The following is a 22,294-nucleotide window of genomic DNA, read 5'->3' as shown; positions in this document are numbered from 1 at the left end:
GATCCATGACCTAAACGTTCCTGAACTAGAGTTTGTATTAATCATGTGCATTCTTTTGACAAACGTTTATCGATAAGAATGTATTTTTGATTTTCATAAACTATCGACTGGCTGTTATGTTCAAAAAAGTAGAAATAGCTTTGTTGGCAATGGATAGAGAAATGTTAGGTGCTATCAAACCACGTACTGGAGGGTTAAACGGAACCATACCATTTGTAAATCCAAAAACTAAAATAGTTGTGGGGGCGTGATTTTTGAGATTAAAAAAATTGGAATTTGACTCCCGAAATATACTGAAATTAGATATAATAGGGCTACCAAAGTCGTGTGTCATTGTACTTAGTGAAGGGGAAGTAAAACTTGCTGAATTACCTCCATTCGCTGAAACAAAGATTTATACGTATCAAGGGAAAGTACAGCGTGTTAAGTGGGGGAGACGTTTTGAATATAGATCTTGAAATTGATAAGCTTGTAAAAGTTGTACAAAAACAAGAAGAAATATTCGAAGAAGCAATTGAGGTATTAAAAAGTCGATATAAAATCTTGCCAGATGATACTGTGCAGGTAATTCTATTATTTAGTAAAATAACAGAAAAATTAGATGCCATTTTTATCTTATTAGAAAATGCTTCTGAAAAAATCTGCTGAATCAATTAGTAGAGATTTGTTTGAAAATTTCTTGTATTTTAAATATATCATTGACCCAAATGGAAATAGTGACCAAAGAGCACGTGCTTATCATTATTCGTATTTACAGGATCAATTGCATTTAAGTGAATTACTTCTATCTAAAAAAGAAAAAAACTTAATAAGCAAGTTAATAACACTAGAAGATGAAAAATTATTAGAAGTTATAAGTAAACAAAAGAACATAAAAGATGCTTTAAACAGGGAGTATTTTAAAAATATTCAGGTTGAATGGAATTACAAGGTGAAAAAAGAAGGAATAAGATATCCAAAGTGGTACAATTTGTTCAAAGGACCTAAAAATATAAGAGAACTTGCTAGAAAATATGACTATGAGGCAGAATATGTACTTATTTATAATTTATTTTCACATCAAGTACACACAACAAACGCATTTGGTCAGATTGAAGATGTTAATGGGCTAGGCGGGATAAAGAAATTAAGAATTAGAGAGCATTCAGAAATGATTATACCTTTTGCAAGAACAATAGGTTTTGTAACATTGTTGGAATTTACTAAATTTTTAGATTTAGAATTGCAAGTGGAAATACAAGAATGGTTTGGAAATTTAATCAATTAGTCCCACCGATAACCTGGAGGACAACATTTGATAACGGTTAAGTCCGTGTTATGTGTTGTCCTTTTTTATTTTAGAAATGTGGCTTTGTTATTGATACTTTGGTAATATTTATTAACAAGACTTAGGGTTTATGTATTGTTCGAATGATATATGATAATTATACTATAATTGATTGTGTTAATTGATAATTGAAGGTGGTTTTTTCGTGGAAGAAAATGAGTTAAGCTGGGATAGAAGTAGGTTAGACCAAATAAAAAGAAATACTAAAAATTCTTATCAATACATCCAAAAGGTCGAGAAAGAATATTTAAAAGGAAATACATTAGTTGACAAAAAGAACTATATAGACGATTTTGCAGAAATACATAGTTGGGAAGATGTTGAGTATCTAAGTAGTGATTTACATTCAATAAAAGAAAATAACGTAAGGTTGGTAAAAGGTTTCTTTGATATTTCAATACCAGTATATGCTATATTATTTTCAATATTTATAAGTAGTATAACCATAATACTTACTTTTTCTAAAGATACTCTTTTTAAAAGTTTGGACGAAAGATTATCAGATAAATTAATAAATGATAATTTAATTAACTTTACCAATTTTTTATCAGAAAGTATCTATTTTTTAGCTGGCACTCTATTCCTTTTATTTTTTACTTTACTTGCTTTATTTTTTATTTATAATCTAAAATCTTCAAGATGTGAAAGCTATATTTCTTTTCTAAATTATATTAAAAATAAAGAAGAAAAAAAATAATCAGTCCCACCAGCAATCTGGAGGACAACATTTGATAACAGCAATACGCTGTGTCATTTGTTGTCCTCTTTTTTATTGTCAAAAAAGGAGATGGAGAGAAGGAAGAACTGGGCAGATAAATTATTAGTTGAATATAAAGAAGGTAGAAATGCGCTGAACCAAATGAAAACGAATCTACATGAAGATAACTTTGAGGATGAAACGCAAATCAACAGCATGATTGAGAGCATGACATTTGCTATGGATTGGAAAAAAGCGCTTGCTTATGAGGTTTACTTAAGATATAACGAAGAAGAAGTTTGTATCAGCAACAAAGCGGAGTTTCAACATCTGTATATAATCTGATTCAAATGATAAAAGTAAAAGACTGTTCAATTCCATGTAGGGCAAAAAAATCAAGTTACGTTTTTTCAGATTATGTTTATTCAGATGTTTTTGTGATTGAGCATAACAAAGTTTCAACTTTAACACTTAATACTGAAAACAATAAAACGTTATATGAAAATGACACATTCTTAATTGACGGATCTGCAATTGACACAGATAACGGAAATATCGTAAACATTAAATATTCACTTGATGGCGGAACAGTTCGCGCAATTAAAACCAATATTTCAAATGGATCTACACCGATTCCATTTACCAAGCAATTAACCTTTAAAGGTGGCAAATTTTATGATGGGGATACAGCTATCACTGAGGCTTTGCAAGAAGGTTTTGCACACCAATTAAAAGTTTTTGCCGAAGATGACCAGGGTGGTAAATCAGCAGAACAAACTCGCTCGTTCTTTGTTGTTCCTAACCGTGCACCAGCTATTGTTATAAATCCAATCGAAAAGTCAACCGAAGTAATTGATTCTGATAAATTCCCAATCACAGGAACTTGTAGTGATCCAGACGGCAACAATGTGATTGTGAGTTATAAAATTAATACGAGTCTTGCTACAGAGATTTATCGGGGCAAAGGTGATTGTCGATATTGTCAAGATTGGTAATACGTATCGCTTAAAGACAAAGAGTGGTCTGTACATCACAGCAAAAAATGAATATTGAACAACTGCCCTTAAAACAATATCTCGAATGCACTCTCACAAAGATTTATTTAATAATTATAATAATATATAAATTCAATGCCCTGTTCTTAATTGAAAGGGGCTTTTTTATTGATTGTTTTTAATATGATAAATAGTTTTATATGTGGAAAATAGTTAAAAAGTACTTTTTTATATCATTTCTTATTTCTTGTTAGTAAAAAAGGGCTGTATTTCATAAAAAGGGTTTACTTTGCAAAATAACAATGAGAAGCTATATAAGGATAATATTTCTAAAAATTACAGAAGAGGTGTAGAAATGAAAAAAATAATGTATTTATTATTTATGTCGGTAGTATTTCTAATTGGATCAGTAGGAATTTCGGGATCGGCAAGTGCTGCAAGTACTTCAACATCAATTAAAATGAACAGTGAATTTCCTTGGGGTGGTACAGCAAATATTACAACATCTGAAACTCATTTAAATGTTAATGCTACATTTGAAGCTGCTTACGACTCACATGTTAATGTAAAATTAACGTTACAGCGTAATAATAATGGTACTTGGTCAGATGTTGCTACTAAATCTGGGCTAGCTCGTAATTTATTTATGGATAAATCGAACCTAAATGTTTCATTTACTAATATTTCTAACGTACTTAATAAATCACATCGTATAAAAGTTCAAATTTATAATAGAACTAATGGTAATCATATGCAAACAGCATATTCTAAAACTTGGGTTAGATAGATACAAAAAACTAAAGAACGATAGTGCTGCCTATCGCTCTTTTTTAGTTTCCTCTATAATATAATGTTGAGGATAAAGTACTCAATCATGTATGACGCTGATAATAATTAGAATTTCATTTATTGTAGACATCTCTAAGACAAGACTTACCACGAGCACTCATAAATCCATACCACAAACTTACCACGGTTTAGTGATGGTGCATGATTTTATATGAGTGGATAAATCATTAAAACGTTGATATATCAATGTTTCTTTGGGGTATTAATAAGGCGTTAGTTTATAGCACTTGTTCCGCACACAAGTACACCAATGGGAACGTGACCAATACTTGAAAATGTATTAATAGTTAAAACCGTTGAGGCTCTAGGCTTCAACGGTTTTTTATTTGTCCACCAAATCTCCCCTTGTGGGCAGTAATTATTTATTTGCCCACAATTTGTCTACGCGCTACACAATAGCAAGTTGAAAAGATGTTTGAAGTCGTTAACTACTGTTATTTAAAAAATAAGCCGTTTCTAATTAGTAGTGAGTTAGGATTTGATGAAATGTTTGCGATTAACGAAGGACTCTGTACACGTATTTTTGAAATGTGTCAGGACTACATTGTCACGATCGATAAGGATATTAAGTTAAATCATCGAGTTAAGAAGATGTTTAAAAATGCTTGAACAACTACAAACAGAATACTAAGAGCTGGCGGTGGAATTGCAGCAGTTGCGTATAGATCTTATAAACACATTGGAGGGATTGGAGAATGAGCGAGAAACGCAGATAAGTAAATGTGGACGTTTAAGTGTTAATACTTCTCGCTACAAAAGGAATTACTATACGTCAATTGGAGAAAATAGATGTGAATTAACTAAACGATTCAATCTATTAGGAGTGTAGCATATGACATATGAAGAGCACGAATTTATTATTGCCCAACAAGATGAATATTTCACAAGTATGGAACGCAAGTATGAAAACGGACAGTTATCGAATAAACAATTTGCAAAATTATCGTTGAAAATAGCCGAATGGACACAGCATCTTATTGGATTGGAGGTAATGGAAGATGAGCGAGATTGAAAAAGCAGTAAATCATATTGCAATAGTTATTGGCATCATTAAACGTTTTGGTTATACGGCAGCACTCGAACAACAATTTGAATCACATTTAAACACAATCATGAGCCATACAGGGCTTTGTAGAGATAAGGCAACAGATTTTAGCCATTGAAGTAGCTGGACGGTTAAATATCCAGGGTAAGGAGCTGGTGCCATGATGGATGAAATTAATTGGATTACTGTAATAGTTAGTGTAATCATTTCAACTATTACAGCCATAGTTATCGCAAAATTATTGTTAGATAAAATGCTCTTAGAATTAGAAAAAAGTGACGATAAGTTTTTAATTCAATTAAATATTATAAAAAACCCATCAATATTCTAAATAAATTTTAAACAAGTTGTAAGGAGATTAATCCCAAAATGGGTGATTTGAATTATTCCAGGTTTTATAATAGCTGTAGCTTCAGGATTCTTCGGTGAATAATCTTGAGCTAGTGGACGAAATTCTTCTGTTTTGAAAAGCGACATATTTTGCGCATCCAATGATGATAAATTCTTTATTATTTCCACGAATGAATGATGAGCGTAATTTGATTTACTGCTATCCATTGAAGAGGAAACTAATTTAGCAAACATACTTCTTAGACTATCTTCCTCGAAATAATACTATGAAGCTTCTAAAGCAGGGCCCACAATACTTAAAGGCGGTTCAATTAAATTTTCTTCAGGAATAGCGGATATTTCTTGTACTAATTCATTTTTATAAGATTCTAAAAATTCTTCATGCTTTGCACGTTTTTGGTCTGAAAATAATTGTAATCTTCCAAAGGCAAGATACCAAATATCGTTTAGTGTTTTAATAGTTTCGCTACCTCCCTTAGTGGCGAAACTAGTAATTAACGTAGTACCAATAGTAATTGGATCCAAAAAGATACGGGACAAGTTTCAGAAAGATTCAATAAAAATAAAAATAAATTTAGAGGTGTAGCGATTGGGAGAAAAACAATTTCGAGATGATATGATTGCTGAAGTTAATCTATATGAAGATGCATTATACTTTGTAAGTGATGGACAATTTAAAGCAGTTGATCCACCTCCAACAGGGTTCGGAAAACAGGAGATTAGCTGACAGAATGGGAAACCTACTCATAGTGAGATTAAGTATACTCAAAGGTATTAATTTTGATTTATACAAAAATGATATTGATCACCTCTATGTTTTTCTTAGAGGTGATTTTTTTGTTGGATATTTATGTTAAAATCACTATAAAGATTGTGAAGAAATGTGCTTAAACTAAGGGGTAGTTTAGTGGAAGAAAGAATTTGTTTATAAATAAATTGTACCGGTAATTAAAAGGAGATAGGTTCAACGGGTAGAAATGTGAAATTACTTTATTGTATTTTAGGAAGTGCTGTACTTGCTTTATTAAATAGTCCTATACTTTGTTACGCTAAACTTGGAATGTTCCCTGGAGGTTATGGAGGACATGTATTTGGACATTTGTTAGTTCTAATTGCAGATATATTGTCTTTGGTTGGATTTTTACTTTTAATAATCTTTTCTTTTATCTTAATAATAAATAATATTAATTTAAAGAAAAACTAAATATTTTGAAGTCTAATATTCAACTGACAGGTGATTAAGTAGAAGAAGGACTTTGAGCTGTTCAGACAGCTCTTTTTTTATTCAACTAACAGGGCAGATTAGTTGAACAGTGTTATTTAACTTGTATTCAACAATCGGGCCATAATGTGGAATAATAAAATTTGTCATTAATTTAATGTGTAGTAGACTTAGTAACTACAGTTTTTTCCTTCTATTTACTAGGAATGAATTTTTTTGATTTTTTAAACAAAGAGGAGAGTCAATATGGAAGTAGTATATTTTGCAGGTGGATGTTTATGGGGAGTACAAGCTTTTATAAAAACTTTACCTGGAGTTAAGTTTACAGAAGCAGGAAGAGCTAATGGAACAAGTCATACACTTGAGGGTGAGTATGATGGATACGCCGAATGTGTAAAAACAGGATTTGATCCGACAGTTGTAACAATCAGGGAATTAATGGGGTATTTATTTGAAATCATTGATCCATACAGTTTGAATAAACAAGGACAGGATGTTGGCGAGAAATACAGAACAGGAGTATATAGTGAAAAGCCTGAACACTTAAAAGGGGCGAAGGCGTTTCTTAGTGAGAGAAATGATTATGACCTTATAGTTGTTGAAGTATTACCTCTTACAAACTATATGAGAAGTGCAGAAGAACATCAAGATAGGTTAGCTAGATGTCCAAATGATTATTGTCATATTCCAGAAGAAATATTAAGTAGGTATAAGTAAGGGAGAATATTAAAAGATGGTTTATGGGATCGGGGAACAGAACTGTTTAATCATTTTCAACGATCGGGCCCGATTGTTGAAGAAGCGTTTCTTTTCTTATTGAACTAACGGGGCAGGTTAGTTGAACAAGAAGTACATTTATATGGTAATATTTATGTGAAAAGTATGGAGGGAATTATGAGTAATTCTATTAATTGTAAAATATGGACTGTTTGTATGATTCAAAGTGAAGAGAAGGTTTTACTTCTGGATAGACAACACGACAATTTCAAAGGATTTATTCCACCGGGTGGTAAAGTTGAGTTTCCTGAAAGTATTGTAGAGAGTACTATCAGAGAAGTGAAAGAAGAAACTGGGTTAGAAGTTAAAAACCTTATTTATAAAGGGCTTTATGAATATGTTAATCCAGTCGCTAAAGATAGATATATGATATTTAATTACATAACAAAGGAATTCGAGGGTGAACTCTTGGAAGATGCTCCAGAAGGAAAAGCAGTTTGGGTAGATATAGAGAAAGCATATAAACTTCCTATGCAGACATCAATACGGAGAAGATTTCCTTTGTTTTTTAAAGATGGAACATTTGAAATTCAAGTTGAATGGAACCACGAAGAAAATAAAGAAGGGAAAGTTACTATACGTAACACATAAAACTTCTTCTTCAACTAAAGGGTGCTTTACTTTAATAAGGAGTAGAGCCTTTTTCTTATTGAACTAACGGAGCAGAATAGTTTAATAAGAAAATATAATCTTGAATGATTATCAGCAGTTCAATAAATTGAAAGGAGACTTAAGTTTGATTGATTATTTTGAACGTAAAATTAGATTAAGGGACTTTGAAGTGTGGGATGTTCAAATTGGGGGCCAACATTATGCTTTCGCCATTTTAGATGAATTTCGACCTGCCACATTAGATGATTTTGAAATTCCAGATTTAATTTATGAAGAAGATGACCAGCGTGTAAACTATGTCTCTGCTACATATTTCTCTGATAAACCTGTTAAAGATGAACATAGAGAAATACTCGGGGAATTTGCTCGGATGCTTACAGAACACTTAGCATTGTCACATTGTGAAGTAATTATTAAGATTTATCAAGAGAACCCTGAAAAAGCGATAGAACGAATGATGATAACGAAATACGGCTTCAAAGAATCAGAGATACCTTTAGATAAGTTATTGCATTTTAATCAAGAGTAGAGACCTTAAGCTCTTTTTCAACTAACGGGTGCTTTAGCAATAGATTATAGAGCTGCATAGACAGCTTTTTTTTTATTGAACTAACGGGGCAGGTTAGTTCAATAAGGTTACACGAAAAATTCTAATTAATCTATCTTTTTTGTGGAGTTGATAATATTAATTTAGGAAAACTTAGTGTTTACACGTGTATTTTGTAAAGTTACCATTATTTGAAATGTTAGTTATTTTAATTCGAAGAATAGGGGAGAGAGATGTTAAAACAACAAATAGGGGTTGAATTTAAGCAAATATTTACGTTTAATAGGGTTCTAACTTGGTTTCTTATTATTACTTTACCTGTATGGATACAATACTTAATAATCCAAGATGGCTATTCCTTCACTGACAATATCGATCTCTACGGGCGTTTGCTCAATGGTATAGGTGCAATGATTTTCCCGATTTTAGTATTATTCGTTTTTGCGGATACAATAATTCATGAAAGAAATAATAATTATTTAACATATACCAAGATAAGAATAGATTTTAATACATATTTGAACGCTAAAATCATGGTAAATGCACTTCTTTCATTTGGGGTTTCATTTTTATATGCGTTTTTACCGTTCTTGTTTGCTCAATATATAAACCCTCAAGTTGCATTTATCTCTAATGTTGGGATTAGTGGGAATCCGCATGGTACGGTGACTTTCGATCAATTCTTAGTTTTCGGGCCTTTTGTGTATGGATTTATATACTCCCTCTGGGTAGGAATCAATGGAGTTTTATATGCTACTTTGCCTTTAATCTTATGCCTGATCTTAGATAATTCATTTGTTGCTTTATCAATACCATTTGTATGGTATCAAGGTATGAGCTTTGTCTCTGCGGTGTTAGGTATTTCAAAGTTTGCACCATTATATACAGTTTTCCCGTACTCTATAAGGCAACAAGAATTATGGACTGTATTTGTACCATTTACGATTTTATTAATAACTGTGATAGTGAGTTATGTATATCTTAAGAAAAGGAATTCGACAGAATGGTCATTTTGAGAAGTCTTATTAATGAGTTGCTGCAGTTAAGATGGATTATATTGGGTTTTGTTATTTTTATCTTTTGTTTTGGAATTAGAAAAACAATTATCGAAAGTAATGCATCAGTTAATGCTTGGGATCTGCTAATTACATTATTAAGTGATGTTAACTTGATTATTTATTTCGTTTTACCATTCCTCTTATATTTCAATTTGACTTTTTTAGTAAAGGAATTTGAATATCATTTATTGATCAGATTAGGCTCATATAAAAAGTGGGTACTCATGGTTTCTAAGAAAATTCTAATGTATTTAGCTTTGACGATTATCGTTTGGTTATTAGTTGCATTCATCATGACTATAGGGTTCCCCTTTGCAAACGAATGGAGTTCAGGAAGTAACTTACTTGAACCTACTGCCATTATGAGACAGTATTTTGATTTCCCTGTTCTTGCTCTTACATATCAAATAGGTATGTTCTTTATTACGACATTAATTATTTTAGCTTCGGTTACTACTATATATGTCTTTCTTCAGTCGTGGAGATGGATAAGCTTGGTTGTTGCGATTTTATATATATTTTCTTTTGTTTCCTGGAAGCTTTTCCCTGAGAACTTAGCAAAATTGTCTTTATCAAACTATGTCGCTATGTTTCAAACATTAAATCTTTGGAAAACCACATTCACTATCCCTTTAATCGCAATCTTTTCGCTTGGAATAATCTATTTAGCCTTGCAATTTAAAGATGGAAAACAAATAGTCAGCTTTACTGCTTTTCAGACGGGCATCGCCGTATATCTTTCTGTATTAGTATTAGGAACTTACTTTATGGCAGACAGCCGAAGTAATACTGTAATTGATCTATTTCTCCTTAATTTTTTCGGTACATCATCTGAGGGTTATACTCTCTTGTCGTATATGTATTACATAATAGTATTCTTCGGCTTTTTATATTTGGCACAAGTCTATTTAGCAAGAGAATTTTCAGAGTTGAGCTACTACAAAATTATTCGCTACACCTCTATGTTTAAATGGATGGGCGAATGGTTCCGTAATATTTTATTAATGGCAATAATGTATTTGATTTTTATATTTATTTTGACTTTAACAGTGGCATATTTTAAAGGAATGGAATTTTCTTTACGAGTGACAGTAGTGGAAGATATGAACTTCACTTCTCTGCTATATCACTTTTTTATCAATGGCTTTCTACAAATAAGCATTTACCTTCTGCTGTTGATCACGTTACAAATAGTTTTAAAAAGCAGTTCAACCACTTTGGTTACAATAGGCATCTTTATCGCATTATTATTCCCTGGTTATAAATACATTCCAGTGGGTTTAAATGGGTACAGCCATTTGATATATGGCACATCACCAATGACTATATCATTGTATTTGATCCTCATAGTTTTGGTTGAAGGGATATGTATATTTTATTTACTTAAAAAAAAAATGTATTTGAGGGAGTATGACTATATATGAGCCTTATTGAAGTAAGAAATGTCCAAAAGTCCTATAAGGGCTTAACTATATTTCAAGATATAGATTTAACTATTGAAAAAGGAAAAATATACGGAATTGTAGGTCCTAACGGCTCTGGAAAATCTGTATTATTTAAGTTGATTTGTGGATTTGTTAGACCCGATCACGGTGAAATATTAATCGGAGGAGAATATTTACATAAGGATATTACTTTTCCAAAGAACTTTGGAATCATAATTGATAGGCCAGGATATCTAGGAAATAAAACGGGTTTTGAAAATCTAAAATCTCTGGCCATGATACAGAATAAAATTGATGATGAGCAAATCATTAAAACAATGAACTTAGTTGGACTTCAGCCTACAGCTGAACAGAAAGTACGGAAGTATTCATTAGGTATGAAGCAAAAGCTGGCTTTAGCACAAGCCTTCATGGAAAATCAAGAAGTGTTAATATTAGATGAACCATTTAATGCTTTAGATTTTGAAAGTGTAGAAAAATTACGTAGTCTCTTACTTAATTTTAAAAAGGAAGGGAAAACAATTATTATGACCAGTCATAATCAAGAGGATATCGATCTTCTTTGTGATGAAGTCTATAGAATAAATAAATTTAAGTTAGAAGAGTTGTAATAGTAATCTTATTAAGGATTCTGAAAATTAGTCGAAGGCTGCAATTAGAAGAATTAACTTCTGAAAACTGTATGGAAATAGAGTACCGTTCTCAAATAGCAATTAATTATGAGGGTTTAAAACATGATGAAGATTTTTATGCAGACACTATATGAATTGAAGTCAGACATTGAAGAAGCGTTAAAAGCGGTACTAAATTAAATAACTTAGGATAATGTCTCGTTCAACTAAAGGGGCAGGTTGGTTAAAGAAGAAAAATCTTTATAAAGATAACTGGTGTATAATTGGAAAATATAGGGGGTGGACTGATGGATGATGTAATTGGTTATGTAGTAGTTATCTTATTAATTATCGGTTTCACATACGGCTTATTTAAACAAGTTCAACATACTTTACCTATCCAAAAAACTAATAGACCAGATGTATCTAATTACAGAAGGTTGTTATTCGGCACTTATTTAACGTGTGCTTCATTTTTTGGTTTTCTCGTTTCTTATATATTAAACGTTTTAGTTGCGATGCAACTTATCCAGTTAAATTTACTTACAAGTGATAATACAGGTTTTAGTTGTTTTGTATTTTTACTGATTCTTTTGATTGCTAAATTCGGCATTATTCCTAAAAATTGTAGCCGAAACGAGTTATTAAATTGATAAAAGGTTAAATTATGTTTAATTAATTTGACTCTTAAACTAACAGGGGCTTTAGTTGAAGAAGAGCTACTAAATTTACAAAACTAGATTTAAGTGTGTTAAAATAAATAAAAATAAATAACCGCTTACGAGAACAACTCGGAGCACTGAATTTACGCAATTACTGTGTTTATTTGGTGCTCCTTTTTTATTTATCTAAAAGGGGCGATATATATGGATAACTGGGCTGATAATTTACTTACAGAATCTAAAGAAGGTAGAAATGCGCTGCACTAAATGAAAGCTAATTTACATGAAGCTAACTTTGAAGATGAAACGCAGATCAACAGCATGATTGAAAGCATGACGTTTGCTATGGACTGGATGGAGACGGGAAGACAACCAGATACATACAACGGGGTTGATGAGTGTAATGTGATAGATTAGTAATATGTCTTATTAGCGCTAAAGTGATAGAATAATCTGAAAATAGTCTATATGTAATGACTTTAGGTATTCCCATTTGTGCTATAATTAGCTCTAAGAGAGTTGGGTGCTTATGGAAGAAAATATAAATAAAGCATTGTCAGATGAGCATAATAAGAAGTGTCGAAAATTAATTGAGTTAGCTAAGAAAGAATTGAAGTTAATCGATAATAACGAATTAACCGAATTAGAAAAGATTAGAGAAGAAAAGATTAAACTACAACAAGAAATCAAAATAATAGAACAAATGTTATTTTAAAAACAAAGTCACATCTAACCGGTGTGGCTTTTTTATGTCTGTAAACTTAATAATTTTATCAAATATGCATTACAGACTTGCAGTCTTATCCAACTTATAATTGTTGTGGGTGGTGGTAGAAATGGATGATCAAAAAATGAATGATTTAATTTTAAATGCTGTAGAAGAAAAAGGGGGCATCACAGTAGTATTTTCAGCAGTAACATCATTAGCGGGACTTCTACATGATAAAGGATTAATAAATTACGATGAGTTTGCTATAGCATTTCTAGAAAATTTAGAAGATAAAGGTTGATGAGTTTAAACATCCTTCGGGGTGTTTTTATTTTGCTCTGACACAAACGAATGCCTAGTTGTCCAAATTCCCTTATTGGATGGAGTTCGTTTGTTTGAGGGTGAAGTGCGCCAAATAAAAAAACCACTATAAAGTGGCAAATGATTAAAAACTATTATCTCTAGTATAGTTTTAGTAATCGCATGCCCATGCAGTACCTAACCATACGCAATTTACTCCTAAAGTAGAGGTATCAGTAGTAGTTGCGGACGCAGATGCAGATGTTGCACCGAAAAGTGCTGCAGCAAATAGAAGCATTCCTAGTTTCTTTTTCATATCAATCACCTCCCTTATTAGTATTATACTTAATAATTTAGAAAAATATATAATAAATTGATTATTCTGTTTATTCGTAATATATAGATTACTAAATATGTAATATATTTACTTTTAGTGGTTGTGGGTGGTGAGAAATATGGAATGGATTAAACAGTTGTCAAGCGAATCTGCACTAGCGTTAATTGAAGAAGTGGAAGCGAGCATTCAACACTACTCTCAAGAAACGATTGATGCAGCTCAGAAACAAATTGATTTAGAAACAATAAGGAAAGTCCTTAGTTTTTCTCATGAGAAATGGGTTATTGATGATATGGAAAAATAGGAGGGATTAGTTGAATACTACAGACGAATTCACAAAGGTAAAAACATATATAAAGAAACATCCTGATTACAATGATTCTGATATTCAACGGGTTGATTATGAAAGGTTATATTTACACATATAAATTACTGGTTCAATTGGAGAAAGATAATAATTAAGCAATTAGCATAATAAGGTGAGGCTATTGGGCGTACTTACAATTAAACAACAATCATTTGCAGATTTCTATATTGAGTTAGGAAATGCAACAGAGGCTTATTTAAAGGAGTATCCTAATGTAAAAGAAAAAATTATGAAGTAAGGGGGAGTTTGAAAATGTTTGGACAAATTAAATTAGGAGTAGTTGGAAATTGGTTGATGTGAAGGGAATGAAAAAACGAACACCTTAAGGTGCTCGTTGAGAGGGATTATTTTTCGGTTGCTATATTTCCCATTGCAATAGAAATTCTATTCCAACTGTTGATTTGATTGATGATTAGCACAAGGTCAACGTATTCTCTATCGTTATACAGTTCACGAACTCGCTTATACAGATCTTCAGGAACTCTTTTAGTAGGGATTAAAGTAATATGTTCAGATAGTTCTAGAGCAACTTTTTCTTCAAGTGTATAAAAAGTACATTCATTCCAAGCATTTAAACAATAAATTCGTTGTTCCGTTTCACCCATCTTACGAGCATCGGAAGTATGAGTATCTATACAAAAAGCACAACCGTTAATTTGTGAAACTCTAATTTTGATAAGTTCTCTAGTAGTTCGATTAATAGTAGACTTTTTGGTGTACTTCTCCATATCCATCATGATTTTCAAACCATCAGGTGCAACAGTATAATAGGGAACTCTTTGACTCATAAGACAAAACTCCTTTGATTTTTAAGATACGTCAATTATAACTTTATACGAATATTTGTACTATTAATTAGATTGTATAGTATTCAAATTAATTGGAATTTAAAATGTAATAAGCCTTCTGGCAAAAGTACGAGATCAATCAATAATCAATCAACAAAACGGTTACTGTGGTGAGATGACATGGAACTACGTACAAGATGCAGCCGACCATCGAAGTCGAAGAAATTCGTAGAGAATGGCATTGGTCCTGTAAGCACGGTTCCACCACATTATAAATCGAGCTAAAAATAAAGTTTTAGAACTTATTGGATACTTTTTTGTAATACGTTGTCATCCGAAGCCTGCATTTATGAGGGGATAATAGGGGGCATCTTTAAACCGCACCTACCATTCTTCCTCTCACTTAACCTTTAACCTAAAAGAATAAAAAAACAGACCGACCGACCCAAGAAGATAAATTCCAAACTTATACTTAGCTAAGATGGAATGTGAAATAAAGGTATTTCGTTAGATGGAATGTGCGATTATACAAATAATATATTATGTTTATGTATATAAAAAAAGATTGCAAGAATCAAAAAATTCATTGATTATTGCAATCTGATATTATTGTCATTTATAAAACGTTACGATACAAACCAACTACTTTTCCTAAAATGGAAACTCGATCTACAATAATTGGTTCCATAGAAGAGTTTTCTGGCTGTAAGCGGAAATAAGATTCCTCTTTAAAAAATCGTTTTACAGTTGCTTCATTGTCCTCTGTCATCGCTACAACAATTTCGCCATTACTCGCGGTTGCTTGTTGTTTCACGATTACATAGTCTCCATCTAATATACCAGCTTCGATCATAGATTCACCCATAATTTCAAGCATGAAAATTTGATCTTCAGTTGTTCCATAAGAATCTGGGATAGGGAAGTATTCTTCGATATTCTCAATTGCAGTAATAGGAAGGCCTGCAGTAACTTTACCAACTAGTGGTACATGTACAACACCTTGTTTTGCGATTGTAGAATCTTGTTGATCTAAAATTTCGATTGCACGAGGTTTCGTTGGATCTCGTCGAATCAGTCCTTTGCTCTCAAGTCTAGCAAGATGTCCGTGGACTGTAGAACTTGATGCAAGACCAACTGCTTCACCAATCTCACGGACGGAAGGTGGGTATCCTTTAGTGCGAACTTCCTCTTTGATGAAAGACAATATATCTTCTTGTCTTTTCGATACTTTTTTCAATCCAATCACCTCTTTATCTCATACTATGTAAAAGTTATTAATAGTATAGCATTAGCGAACAAACAATGCAAACATAAGTTCGAAAAAACCGTTGACAAAAACAAACGTTCGGTTTATATTGAGAACATACATTCCGAACAGGTATTCGAAAAAAGGGGAGAATAAGTGTGAGTTGGTTCAAAAAAAATCAATACATTACATTGCTTTTTGGATTTTGCGTAATGTTTACAACAGTTTTAGTGGTTGCAAATAGTGGGAATACATCATATAAAGAAATTAAAGTTCATGATGGAGATACTTTAATTTCTCTTGCAGATAGATATAAAGGTAAAATGGCTGATCATGAATGGATAGCTAAGGTTAAAAATGAAAATAATTTAATTGACGATACTATTTATGCGGGGCATACTCTAATAGTTCCGGAACATGATAATATAAAAGTTCCAAATATAGGAGTAGAAGTGGCGAGTGATAAAAAATGAAACAAAAAATAGCAATACTCTATTGCCGTGTAAGTACCGAAAAAGATACACAAGATACTTCGCTTGAAAGGCAAGAGATTGAGTTAAGGGAATTTGCAACGAGTAAAGGATATGAAGTTGCACAAGTCTTTTCAGATCGACATAGCGGATATGATATTGATCGGGAAGGTTTACTTGATCTACTTGAGTGTGTGAAGGAATATGAACAACCGGCACTATTTGTTCAAGATGAGACGCGCTTAGGGCGTGGAAATGGCCGAATGGCGGTACTTCATTTACTGCAAAAAACGAATACAGATATTTTTACATTAAGTGATGCAGGTCACGTCCGGCTAAATGAGATGGATGCTATGTTGCTAGAAATACTAGCGATAGTTGAAGAGTATCAACGTAAATTACATAATGCGAAAATCCGTAGAGGGATGAGACGAGCTGTACAGAACGGATATAGACCAGAAAAGAATTTAAAAGATCGAGGGAATCCTGAGGGACGAGATCGCATAGATGTCCCGATTGAACAAATTATTCAACTTAGACAAAAAGGTATGACATTTGAAGAAATTACAGATACTTTGAGAGGATTGGGCTTTCAAGTTAGTAAAGCGACAATTCATCGAAGATTTATGGAATTAAAGGAGAAAAATAAAGACTAAAAGCTTGCGCTTGCGGTCTTTTTTGCATACCTTTGTATTAAGGTCTGTATGAAAGGTGAGAAATAAATGTTATCAAAAGAAAAATTACAACGTATAAGTGAACTTTCGAAAAAATCAAAGTCACAAGGTTTAACTGTAGAAGAAGCAAAAGAACAAACAACACTTCGTAAAGAGTATTTAGACACATTCCGATCTTCGATGCGTGAGACGATTGAAAATGTCCGTGTTTTCGACCCGGAGGGAAATGAAGTAACGCCTGAAAAGTTACGTCAAAAACAAAATAAGAATAATCGATTAAATTAAACACATATTTATAGAGAAAACATTGTTTTATATAAGAATGTTGACTAAAATATAATAGTACACTATTTAGCTTAAGAAAGGATGTCTATTAAAATGACTCAACAAGCAGATCAGCTTGCAATTAACACTATTCGAACTTTGTCAATTGATGCTATTGAAAAAGCTAATTCAGGTCACCCAGGATTACCGATGGGGGCTGCTCCAATGGCTTATACTCTTTGGACAAAACAACTTCGTCACAATCCTTCAAACCCTAAATGGTTTAACCGCGATCGCTTTATTTTATCAGCAGGTCATGGCTCTATGCTTTTGTATAGCCTATTACACTTAGGTGGATATGATTTACCAATGGAAGAAATCAAAAGTTTCCGTCAATGGGATTCAAAAACACCTGGTCACCCAGAATATGGTCATACAGCTGGAGTTGAAGCAACAACTGGACCACTAGGCCAAGGTATTGCAATGGCTGTCGGTATGGCAATGGCGGAAAGTCACCTTGCAGGCGTTTATAACAAGCCGGAACATGAAGTAGTAGATCATTATACATTTGCACTTTGTGGTGATGGAGATTTGATGGAAGGTGTTGCTGCTGAGGCAATTTCTTTAGCTGGTCACTTACAACTTGAAAAACTGATAGTGCTATATGATAGCAATGACATTTCGTTAGATGGCGATTTAAATAAATCATTCTCTGAAAATATTCAAAAACGTTTTGGATCATATAACTGGAACTACATTCATGTAGCTGATGGTAATGATATTGAAGCAATAAATACGGCTATTGAACAAGCCAAAGCACATAAAGGCCAACCTACTATTATTGAAGTAAAAACAGTTATTGGCTACGGTTCACCAAACAAATCAGGTAAATCTGACTCACACGGTTCGCCACTAGGTGCTGATGAAGTGAAACTTACTAAAGAACACTACTCATGGCCTCATGATCCATTCCATGTACCAGAAGAGGTATATGCGACATTCGAACAAGCAGCTGAAGTTCAAGGAACACTTGCAGAAGCTACTTGGAATGAACAATTTGAAACATACAAAAAAGCATATCCTGCTCTTGCAGAACAGTTTGTAAATGCGATGAATGGGGAACTTCCTGAAGATTTCGCATCTGCAGTACCTGTTTATGAAGCAGGTAAATCTATTGCTACACGTTCGTCTTCTGGTGAAGTAATCAATGCACTTGCAAAAAACACCCCTTCATTCTTCGGAGGAAGTGCGGATTTAGCTGGATCAAATAAAACATACATGAAAGATGCTGGCGATTTCACAGCAGAAACTCCAGAAGGTCGTAACATTTGGTTCGGTGTTCGTGAATTTGCTATGGGTGCAGCTCTAAATGGAATGGCACTTCATGGTGGTGTAAACGTCTTTGGTGGTACATTCTTCGTCTTCAGTGACTATGTACGTCCAGCAATTCGTCTATCTGCATTAATGGGACTACCTGTAACGTATGTATTTACGCATGACAGTATCGCTGTTGGTGAAGATGGTCCAACGCATGAACCTGTTGAACATTTAGCTGCATTACGTTCTATGCCAAATCTTTCTGTTATTCGTCCTGCTGATGCAAACGAATCTGCTGAAGCTTGGAAATTAGCCGTTTCGTCTAAAAACCAACCAACAGTATTAGTACTTTCTCGTCAAAACTTACCAGTGTCTGAACACTCAGCTTCACTTGCAGCTGAAGGTGTTTCAAAAGGCGCTTATGTTGTTTCAAAAGCAACTAAAGAAGTAGCGGATGCACTAATTTTAGCAACTGGCTCAGAAGTTAGCCTTGCTATAGAAGCTCAAAAGCAACTAGCAGCTGAAGGTATCGATGTATCGGTTGTTTCTATGCCATCATTCGATCGTTTTGAAGCTCAAGATGCAGCATATAAAGAAGCGGTATTACCAAAAACAATTACAAAACGTTTAGCAATTGAAATGGGTTCATCATTCGGCTGGCATAAATATACTGGCTTCGAAGGTGATGTTCTAGCAATTGATAAATTTGGTGCAAGTGCGCCAGGTGAAATTGTTATGAAAGAATATGGCTTTACTGTAGAAAATGTTGTTTCAAAAGTAAAAGCATTATTTGCTTAAAAAAATAGCGATAATATTGAAAAGTAGAGGATTTTTTCCTCTACTTTTTCTTTTTTGACAAATAAAGTGCTTTAAATCGGACGTCAATTGACAAAATGTTCTTGCAATCTTTGCTATACTGTTTACAAGAGAGGAGTGGTAATCTTGCGAATGTACTCAATCTTTCATGTGAAAAAGAAACATCAGGCTTTTGTTTATGGTAGAGAACGTTTACTATTCGATTTAATTCAATCCTCAAATTCGTATGAGCATGCAATACATCCGACGCAAGAGATCTCCTATTTATGTGAGCCTTTGGATATGATGGAAATTGAACTAATCATTCAACAACAATTAGGTAATAGCTTTTCAGGCATTCAAACGAAGGATCACCAAATCTTTTTGATGAATGAATTTAAAGGGGAAATCCAAATTGATATTTTTCCTTATTACATAGCTGTTGTCTGTGTTGGGTCACGCATGCTAGAGTTAGACTTATTTGCAACATTGTCAAAATTAAGTGATTGCTTTATCGGATTTAATAAAGATGAAATGGAATGTGGTTGGTTAAAACCACTTAAATTCCATTCTCACGAAAGACGATAAATCTTGTCAAACAGTAGTATGTAGTGGTTTTTTATTGTATAATCCTTGTTGGAGATAGTTTTCTCGCATAAGAAACTTGGAGGAGGAAAACCAGTGAATACTACGTTATGGATTATACTTGTTATCGTGGCATTAATAGCAGGAGTAGCTATCGGTTTCTTTGTTGCCCGTCAATATATGATGAAATACTTAAAAGACAACCCACCTATTAACGAACAGATGCTACGAGTAATGATGTCTCAAATGGGACGTAAACCGTCTGAAAAACAAATCAAACAAATGATGAACTCAATGAATAAATTAAGCGGTAAATAAAAAATAGCACTCAATTGAGTGCTATTTTTTTGTCTTTGTCTTTAAAGACAAACTCTTTTAAAAAGTCTGCGACCAACATTTCATAGGCTTCAGGGTTCATATTAAAGGATTGTGCATGAGGACCTACATCAAAAAGCTTTAACTTTTTAGGGCCAGGCTTTAAGCTATACATTTCAATTGTCATTTCAGGTAAGATGAAGTCATCTGGAAGGCTATGAATAAACAGTACTGGCTTTTCAATTTTAGTTACAGCCTCTTTAGGTGAAATGCTCTTTAAAGAGTATCCATCACGCATCCTTAAGAAGATACCAGCAAGTTTAATTGCTATGCTGTTACGTAGTGGTGTTTGTTTCATCATTAAGTAGTATAATTGCTCTGAAAAATCGGAAAAGGCGCAATCGGAAATGTAGAAGTCGGCTTCGTCTTCTAATGTACCTGCGTATAATAATGTAGTAGCAGCGCCCATAGATTCTCCTTGTACACCAATTATACCTTCACCACCTAGCTTCTGCTTTAAAGTTTTCATAACTGCTTGTAAATCATATTTTTCGTAATATCCGTAACTTGTTGTTTTGCCACCAGAGTCACCATGTCTACGATGATCATAAACGACTGAGTTAAAGCCTAAGCGCTCGAAAAGACGAGCGTATTTTACGGAATTAATTTTATTTTCCGTAACACCATGGCAAATAATAATCGTATTATTTGTTTGCAAAGGCTGGAAGTGGATGGCTTTAATTGAATAGCCATTCGGGGAATCAACCCACATCTCTTCCTTATTTACATGCTCAAACCAAACTTCGTCAAAACGCTTTGCTTCCTTTTCTCGTTGTAATATGAAGGCTGCATCTTTGTTCTTCATATACATAATTCGACTTGAAAACAAGTATCCGAGAATGGCTGTAATGGCGCCAAGTGTACCCGAAATAAGCCCGAAAATCCAAAGCACACGTTTTTTCATGATCATCACTCCTCTACTTTTGCTTAAAGAGCCGGAATTGACCACTATCAATTGTTCCGGATATTAAAGGTTCGACAATTTTTGCTGCTTCGCAAATTTTTTCGACATCAATCCCTGTGTGAACTCCTATACTTTCTAGCATATGTACAACATCTTCTGTTGCAACATTTCCTGTAGCACCTTTTGCAAAAGGACAACCTCCAAGACCACCCGCTGATGTATCAAATCGGTCCACACCAGCTTGTAATGCAGCATATATATTTGCTAGAGCCATTTTTCGCGTATCGTGAAAATGGGCAGTCAAAAGTAAGTTAGGTAATTCTTCTTTCAAAAGCTTAAATAGGGTATAACTTTCTACCGGATTAGCCATGCCAATAGTATCTGCAACACTTAGCTCATCCACACCCCAACTCGCAAATACTTTACATAAAGAAATTGTGTCTTTAACTTCAATTTTCCCTTCATATGGACAATAAAAAGCTGTTGAAATACATGCGCGTACAAATTTTCCTTGCTCTTTCAGTTTTGCCACGACAGGTGCTAAACTATCCATGGCTTCGTCAGTATTTTTATTAATATTTTTTTTATTAAATGTATGACTAACACCAACAAAAACGGCAATGGCATCTGCACCGTTCTCCATCGCACGCTCCACACCTGTAGCATTCGGTGCTAAGACAAATTGTCTACCTACTTTAGCAGTGTTCTTAATAATATTTTCTGCATCAGCCATTTGTGGCACCCATTTAGGTGAGACAAAAGAAGTTAACTCCATTTCTGTAATGCCGGCATCTTGCAAGCATTTAATGAATTTGAGTTTCTCATTAGTCTCAATTAAGTTTTTTTCATTTTGTAATCCATCTCTTGGACCTACCTCGATAATTGTCGCATTATTTGGTAAACTGAACATAACATCCCCTCCTATATTCCATTGTAAGGAAGGGATGTACATATTAGCAAATAAA

Annotated in this window: 34 protein-coding genes and 1 pseudogene; 28 read left to right on the top strand and 7 right to left on the bottom strand. The window is 33.4% G+C overall.

Annotation, left to right across the window (positions count from 1 at the left end; translation table 11 throughout):
- The first annotated feature begins 254 nt into the window (after positions 1-254).
- From MKY02_RS16145 to MKY02_RS16100, 10 genes are all read left to right on the top strand, one after another.
- On the top strand, positions 255-458 hold the full coding sequence (locus MKY02_RS16145) for an XtrA/YqaO family protein (RefSeq protein ID WP_340711542.1): 204 nt from the start codon (positions 255-257) through the stop codon (positions 456-458).
- Positions 442-648: a hypothetical protein gene (locus tag MKY02_RS16140; RefSeq protein ID WP_076033987.1), complete on the top strand. Its 207-nt coding sequence runs from the start codon at positions 442-444 to the stop codon at positions 646-648. The genes MKY02_RS16145 and MKY02_RS16140 overlap by 17 nt, the downstream gene beginning before the upstream one ends.
- A gap of 16 nt (positions 649-664) precedes the next feature.
- Positions 665-1,267 (top strand): DUF5677 domain-containing protein, encoded by a 603-nt coding sequence (locus tag MKY02_RS16135; protein ID WP_143691498.1) that lies wholly within the window; start codon positions 665-667, stop codon positions 1,265-1,267.
- Positions 1,268-1,472: 205 nt separating this feature from the next.
- Entirely contained in the window at positions 1,473-2,024 is a 552-nt protein-coding gene (locus MKY02_RS16130; RefSeq protein ID WP_076033985.1) for a hypothetical protein, read from the top strand.
- A gap of 90 nt (positions 2,025-2,114) precedes the next feature.
- Complete coding sequence (locus tag MKY02_RS16125) at positions 2,115-2,369, top strand: hypothetical protein (RefSeq protein ID WP_143691497.1); 255 nt, start codon at positions 2,115-2,117, stop codon at positions 2,367-2,369.
- Positions 2,324-3,019, top strand: coding sequence for a hypothetical protein (locus tag MKY02_RS16120; RefSeq protein WP_340711539.1), 696 nt, complete (start codon positions 2,324-2,326; stop codon positions 3,017-3,019). Before MKY02_RS16125 ends, MKY02_RS16120 begins: the two co-directional genes overlap by 46 nt.
- 355 nt (positions 3,020-3,374) lie before the next feature.
- A complete protein-coding gene (locus MKY02_RS16115; protein ID WP_076033982.1) occupies positions 3,375-3,806 on the top strand; it encodes a hypothetical protein in 432 nt (143 codons plus the stop codon).
- A gap of 894 nt (positions 3,807-4,700) precedes the next feature.
- Positions 4,701-4,880, top strand: a complete 180-nt coding sequence (locus MKY02_RS16110; protein ID WP_076033980.1) for a hypothetical protein — start codon at positions 4,701-4,703, stop codon at positions 4,878-4,880.
- Complete coding sequence (locus MKY02_RS16105) at positions 4,867-5,031, top strand: hypothetical protein (protein ID WP_168170712.1); 165 nt, start codon at positions 4,867-4,869, stop codon at positions 5,029-5,031. The genes MKY02_RS16110 and MKY02_RS16105 overlap by 14 nt, the downstream gene beginning before the upstream one ends.
- Positions 5,032-5,073: 42 nt before the next feature.
- Positions 5,074-5,244 (top strand): hypothetical protein, encoded by a 171-nt coding sequence (locus tag MKY02_RS16100; RefSeq protein ID WP_340711537.1) that lies wholly within the window; start codon positions 5,074-5,076, stop codon positions 5,242-5,244.
- On the opposite strand, the pseudogene MKY02_RS16095 reads toward MKY02_RS16100, so the two are convergent.
- A pseudogene (locus MKY02_RS16095) lies at positions 5,241-5,516 on the bottom strand (Abi-alpha family protein); the annotation flags it as partial. The gene MKY02_RS16100 and the pseudogene MKY02_RS16095 overlap by 4 nt on opposite strands.
- 12 nt (positions 5,517-5,528) lie before the next feature.
- Positions 5,529-5,789, bottom strand: a complete 261-nt coding sequence (locus tag MKY02_RS16090; protein ID WP_340711536.1) for an Abi-alpha family protein — start codon at positions 5,787-5,789, stop codon at positions 5,529-5,531.
- A gap of 64 nt (positions 5,790-5,853) precedes the next feature.
- Between MKY02_RS16090 and MKY02_RS16085 the strand changes: the two genes are divergently transcribed.
- The 10 genes from MKY02_RS16085 to MKY02_RS16040 all read left to right on the top strand — a co-directional run bounded on the left by MKY02_RS16085 (position 5,854) and on the right by MKY02_RS16040 (position 13,208).
- Entirely contained in the window at positions 5,854-5,991 is a 138-nt protein-coding gene (locus tag MKY02_RS16085) for a hypothetical protein (protein WP_168171811.1), read from the top strand.
- A 741-nt stretch (positions 5,992-6,732) separates the two neighbouring features.
- The gene (locus MKY02_RS16080; RefSeq protein WP_076033976.1) at positions 6,733-7,203 is read left to right on the top strand and encodes a peptide-methionine (S)-S-oxide reductase; all 471 of its coding nucleotides are present in this window, start codon (positions 6,733-6,735) and stop codon (positions 7,201-7,203) included.
- 177 nt (positions 7,204-7,380) lie between these two features.
- Positions 7,381-7,854 (top strand): 8-oxo-dGTP diphosphatase, encoded by a 474-nt coding sequence (locus MKY02_RS16075; RefSeq protein ID WP_076033975.1) that lies wholly within the window; start codon positions 7,381-7,383, stop codon positions 7,852-7,854.
- A gap of 145 nt (positions 7,855-7,999) precedes the next feature.
- Positions 8,000-8,404 carry a hypothetical protein gene (locus tag MKY02_RS16070; protein WP_340711534.1) on the top strand — a complete coding sequence of 135 codons (405 nt, stop codon included), beginning with the start codon at positions 8,000-8,002 and terminating at the stop codon, positions 8,402-8,404.
- Between the two features lie 251 nt (positions 8,405-8,655).
- On the top strand, positions 8,656-9,438 hold the full coding sequence (locus MKY02_RS16065) for an ABC transporter permease (protein ID WP_340711532.1): 783 nt from the start codon (positions 8,656-8,658) through the stop codon (positions 9,436-9,438).
- The gene (locus MKY02_RS16060; RefSeq protein ID WP_340711530.1) at positions 9,426-10,904 is read left to right on the top strand and encodes a hypothetical protein; all 1,479 of its coding nucleotides are present in this window, start codon (positions 9,426-9,428) and stop codon (positions 10,902-10,904) included. The genes MKY02_RS16065 and MKY02_RS16060 overlap by 13 nt, the downstream gene beginning before the upstream one ends.
- On the top strand, positions 10,901-11,536 hold the full coding sequence (locus MKY02_RS16055) for an ABC transporter ATP-binding protein (RefSeq protein ID WP_340711529.1): 636 nt from the start codon (positions 10,901-10,903) through the stop codon (positions 11,534-11,536). Before MKY02_RS16060 ends, MKY02_RS16055 begins: the two co-directional genes overlap by 4 nt.
- 308 nt (positions 11,537-11,844) lie before the next feature.
- Positions 11,845-12,189: a hypothetical protein gene (locus MKY02_RS16050; RefSeq protein ID WP_340711528.1), complete on the top strand. Its 345-nt coding sequence runs from the start codon at positions 11,845-11,847 to the stop codon at positions 12,187-12,189.
- 538 nt (positions 12,190-12,727) lie between these two features.
- On the top strand, positions 12,728-12,913 hold the full coding sequence (locus tag MKY02_RS16045) for a hypothetical protein (RefSeq protein ID WP_038191038.1): 186 nt from the start codon (positions 12,728-12,730) through the stop codon (positions 12,911-12,913).
- Positions 12,914-13,034: 121 nt separating this feature from the next.
- Positions 13,035-13,208 carry a hypothetical protein gene (locus MKY02_RS16040; protein WP_155981215.1) on the top strand — a complete coding sequence of 58 codons (174 nt, stop codon included), beginning with the start codon at positions 13,035-13,037 and terminating at the stop codon, positions 13,206-13,208.
- A gap of 171 nt (positions 13,209-13,379) precedes the next feature.
- Here the strand turns inward: MKY02_RS16040 and MKY02_RS16035 are convergent, their stop codons facing one another.
- Complete coding sequence (locus MKY02_RS16035; protein WP_155981214.1) at positions 13,380-13,523, bottom strand: hypothetical protein; 144 nt, start codon at positions 13,521-13,523, stop codon at positions 13,380-13,382.
- A 139-nt stretch (positions 13,524-13,662) separates the two neighbouring features.
- Between MKY02_RS16035 and MKY02_RS16030 the strand changes: the two genes are divergently transcribed.
- Together MKY02_RS16030 and MKY02_RS16025 are read left to right on the top strand one after the other, a co-directional pair.
- Positions 13,663-13,848 (top strand): hypothetical protein, encoded by a 186-nt coding sequence (locus MKY02_RS16030; RefSeq protein ID WP_076033970.1) that lies wholly within the window; start codon positions 13,663-13,665, stop codon positions 13,846-13,848.
- Between the two features lie 184 nt (positions 13,849-14,032).
- Positions 14,033-14,149 (top strand): terminase small subunit, encoded by a 117-nt coding sequence (locus MKY02_RS16025; protein ID WP_143690974.1) that lies wholly within the window; start codon positions 14,033-14,035, stop codon positions 14,147-14,149.
- 106 nt (positions 14,150-14,255) lie between these two features.
- Here the strand turns inward: MKY02_RS16025 and MKY02_RS16020 are convergent, their stop codons facing one another.
- Positions 14,256-14,699, bottom strand: a complete 444-nt coding sequence (locus tag MKY02_RS16020) for a carboxymuconolactone decarboxylase family protein (RefSeq protein ID WP_038191034.1) — start codon at positions 14,697-14,699, stop codon at positions 14,256-14,258.
- 616 nt (positions 14,700-15,315) lie between these two features.
- Positions 15,316-15,936 (bottom strand): transcriptional repressor LexA, encoded by a 621-nt coding sequence (lexA, locus tag MKY02_RS16015; RefSeq protein WP_038191032.1) that lies wholly within the window; start codon positions 15,934-15,936, stop codon positions 15,316-15,318.
- Between the two features lie 167 nt (positions 15,937-16,103).
- On the opposite strand from lexA, the gene yneA reads away from it, so the two are divergent.
- The 6 genes from yneA to MKY02_RS15985 all read left to right on the top strand — a co-directional run bounded on the left by yneA (position 16,104) and on the right by MKY02_RS15985 (position 20,368).
- Positions 16,104-16,418, top strand: coding sequence for a cell division suppressor protein YneA (gene yneA / locus MKY02_RS16010; RefSeq protein ID WP_038191020.1), 315 nt, complete (start codon positions 16,104-16,106; stop codon positions 16,416-16,418).
- The gene (locus MKY02_RS16005) at positions 16,415-17,071 is read left to right on the top strand and encodes a YneB family resolvase-like protein (protein ID WP_038191017.1); all 657 of its coding nucleotides are present in this window, start codon (positions 16,415-16,417) and stop codon (positions 17,069-17,071) included. Before yneA ends, MKY02_RS16005 begins: the two co-directional genes overlap by 4 nt.
- Before the next feature lie 66 nt (positions 17,072-17,137).
- The gene (locus tag MKY02_RS16000) at positions 17,138-17,374 is read left to right on the top strand and encodes a DUF896 domain-containing protein (protein ID WP_038191014.1); all 237 of its coding nucleotides are present in this window, start codon (positions 17,138-17,140) and stop codon (positions 17,372-17,374) included.
- 93 nt (positions 17,375-17,467) lie between these two features.
- Entirely contained in the window at positions 17,468-19,468 is a 2,001-nt protein-coding gene (tkt, locus tag MKY02_RS15995; RefSeq protein ID WP_340711525.1) for a transketolase, read from the top strand.
- A gap of 150 nt (positions 19,469-19,618) precedes the next feature.
- Positions 19,619-20,053 (top strand): sporulation inhibitor of replication protein SirA, encoded by a 435-nt coding sequence (gene sirA, locus MKY02_RS15990; protein ID WP_235175786.1) that lies wholly within the window; start codon positions 19,619-19,621, stop codon positions 20,051-20,053.
- A 93-nt stretch (positions 20,054-20,146) separates the two neighbouring features.
- Entirely contained in the window at positions 20,147-20,368 is a 222-nt protein-coding gene (locus MKY02_RS15985; protein WP_038191006.1) for a YneF family protein, read from the top strand.
- 10 nt (positions 20,369-20,378) lie between these two features.
- On the opposite strand, the gene MKY02_RS15980 is transcribed toward MKY02_RS15985, so the two are convergent.
- Together MKY02_RS15980 and MKY02_RS15975 are read right to left on the bottom strand one after the other, a co-directional pair.
- Entirely contained in the window at positions 20,379-21,329 is a 951-nt protein-coding gene (locus MKY02_RS15980; RefSeq protein ID WP_340711522.1) for an alpha/beta hydrolase, read from the bottom strand.
- Between the two features lie 13 nt (positions 21,330-21,342).
- Entirely contained in the window at positions 21,343-22,239 is an 897-nt protein-coding gene (locus MKY02_RS15975; RefSeq protein ID WP_340711520.1) for a hydroxymethylglutaryl-CoA lyase, read from the bottom strand.
- Positions 22,240-22,294: the final 55 nt, after the last annotated feature.

This window comes from Viridibacillus sp. FSL R5-0888 (assembly GCF_038009105.1).
In the GTDB taxonomy this organism is placed as follows: Bacteria; Bacillota; Bacilli; order Bacillales_A; family Planococcaceae; genus Viridibacillus; species Viridibacillus arenosi.
This window is presented reverse-complemented; position numbering and strand designations above follow the sequence as displayed.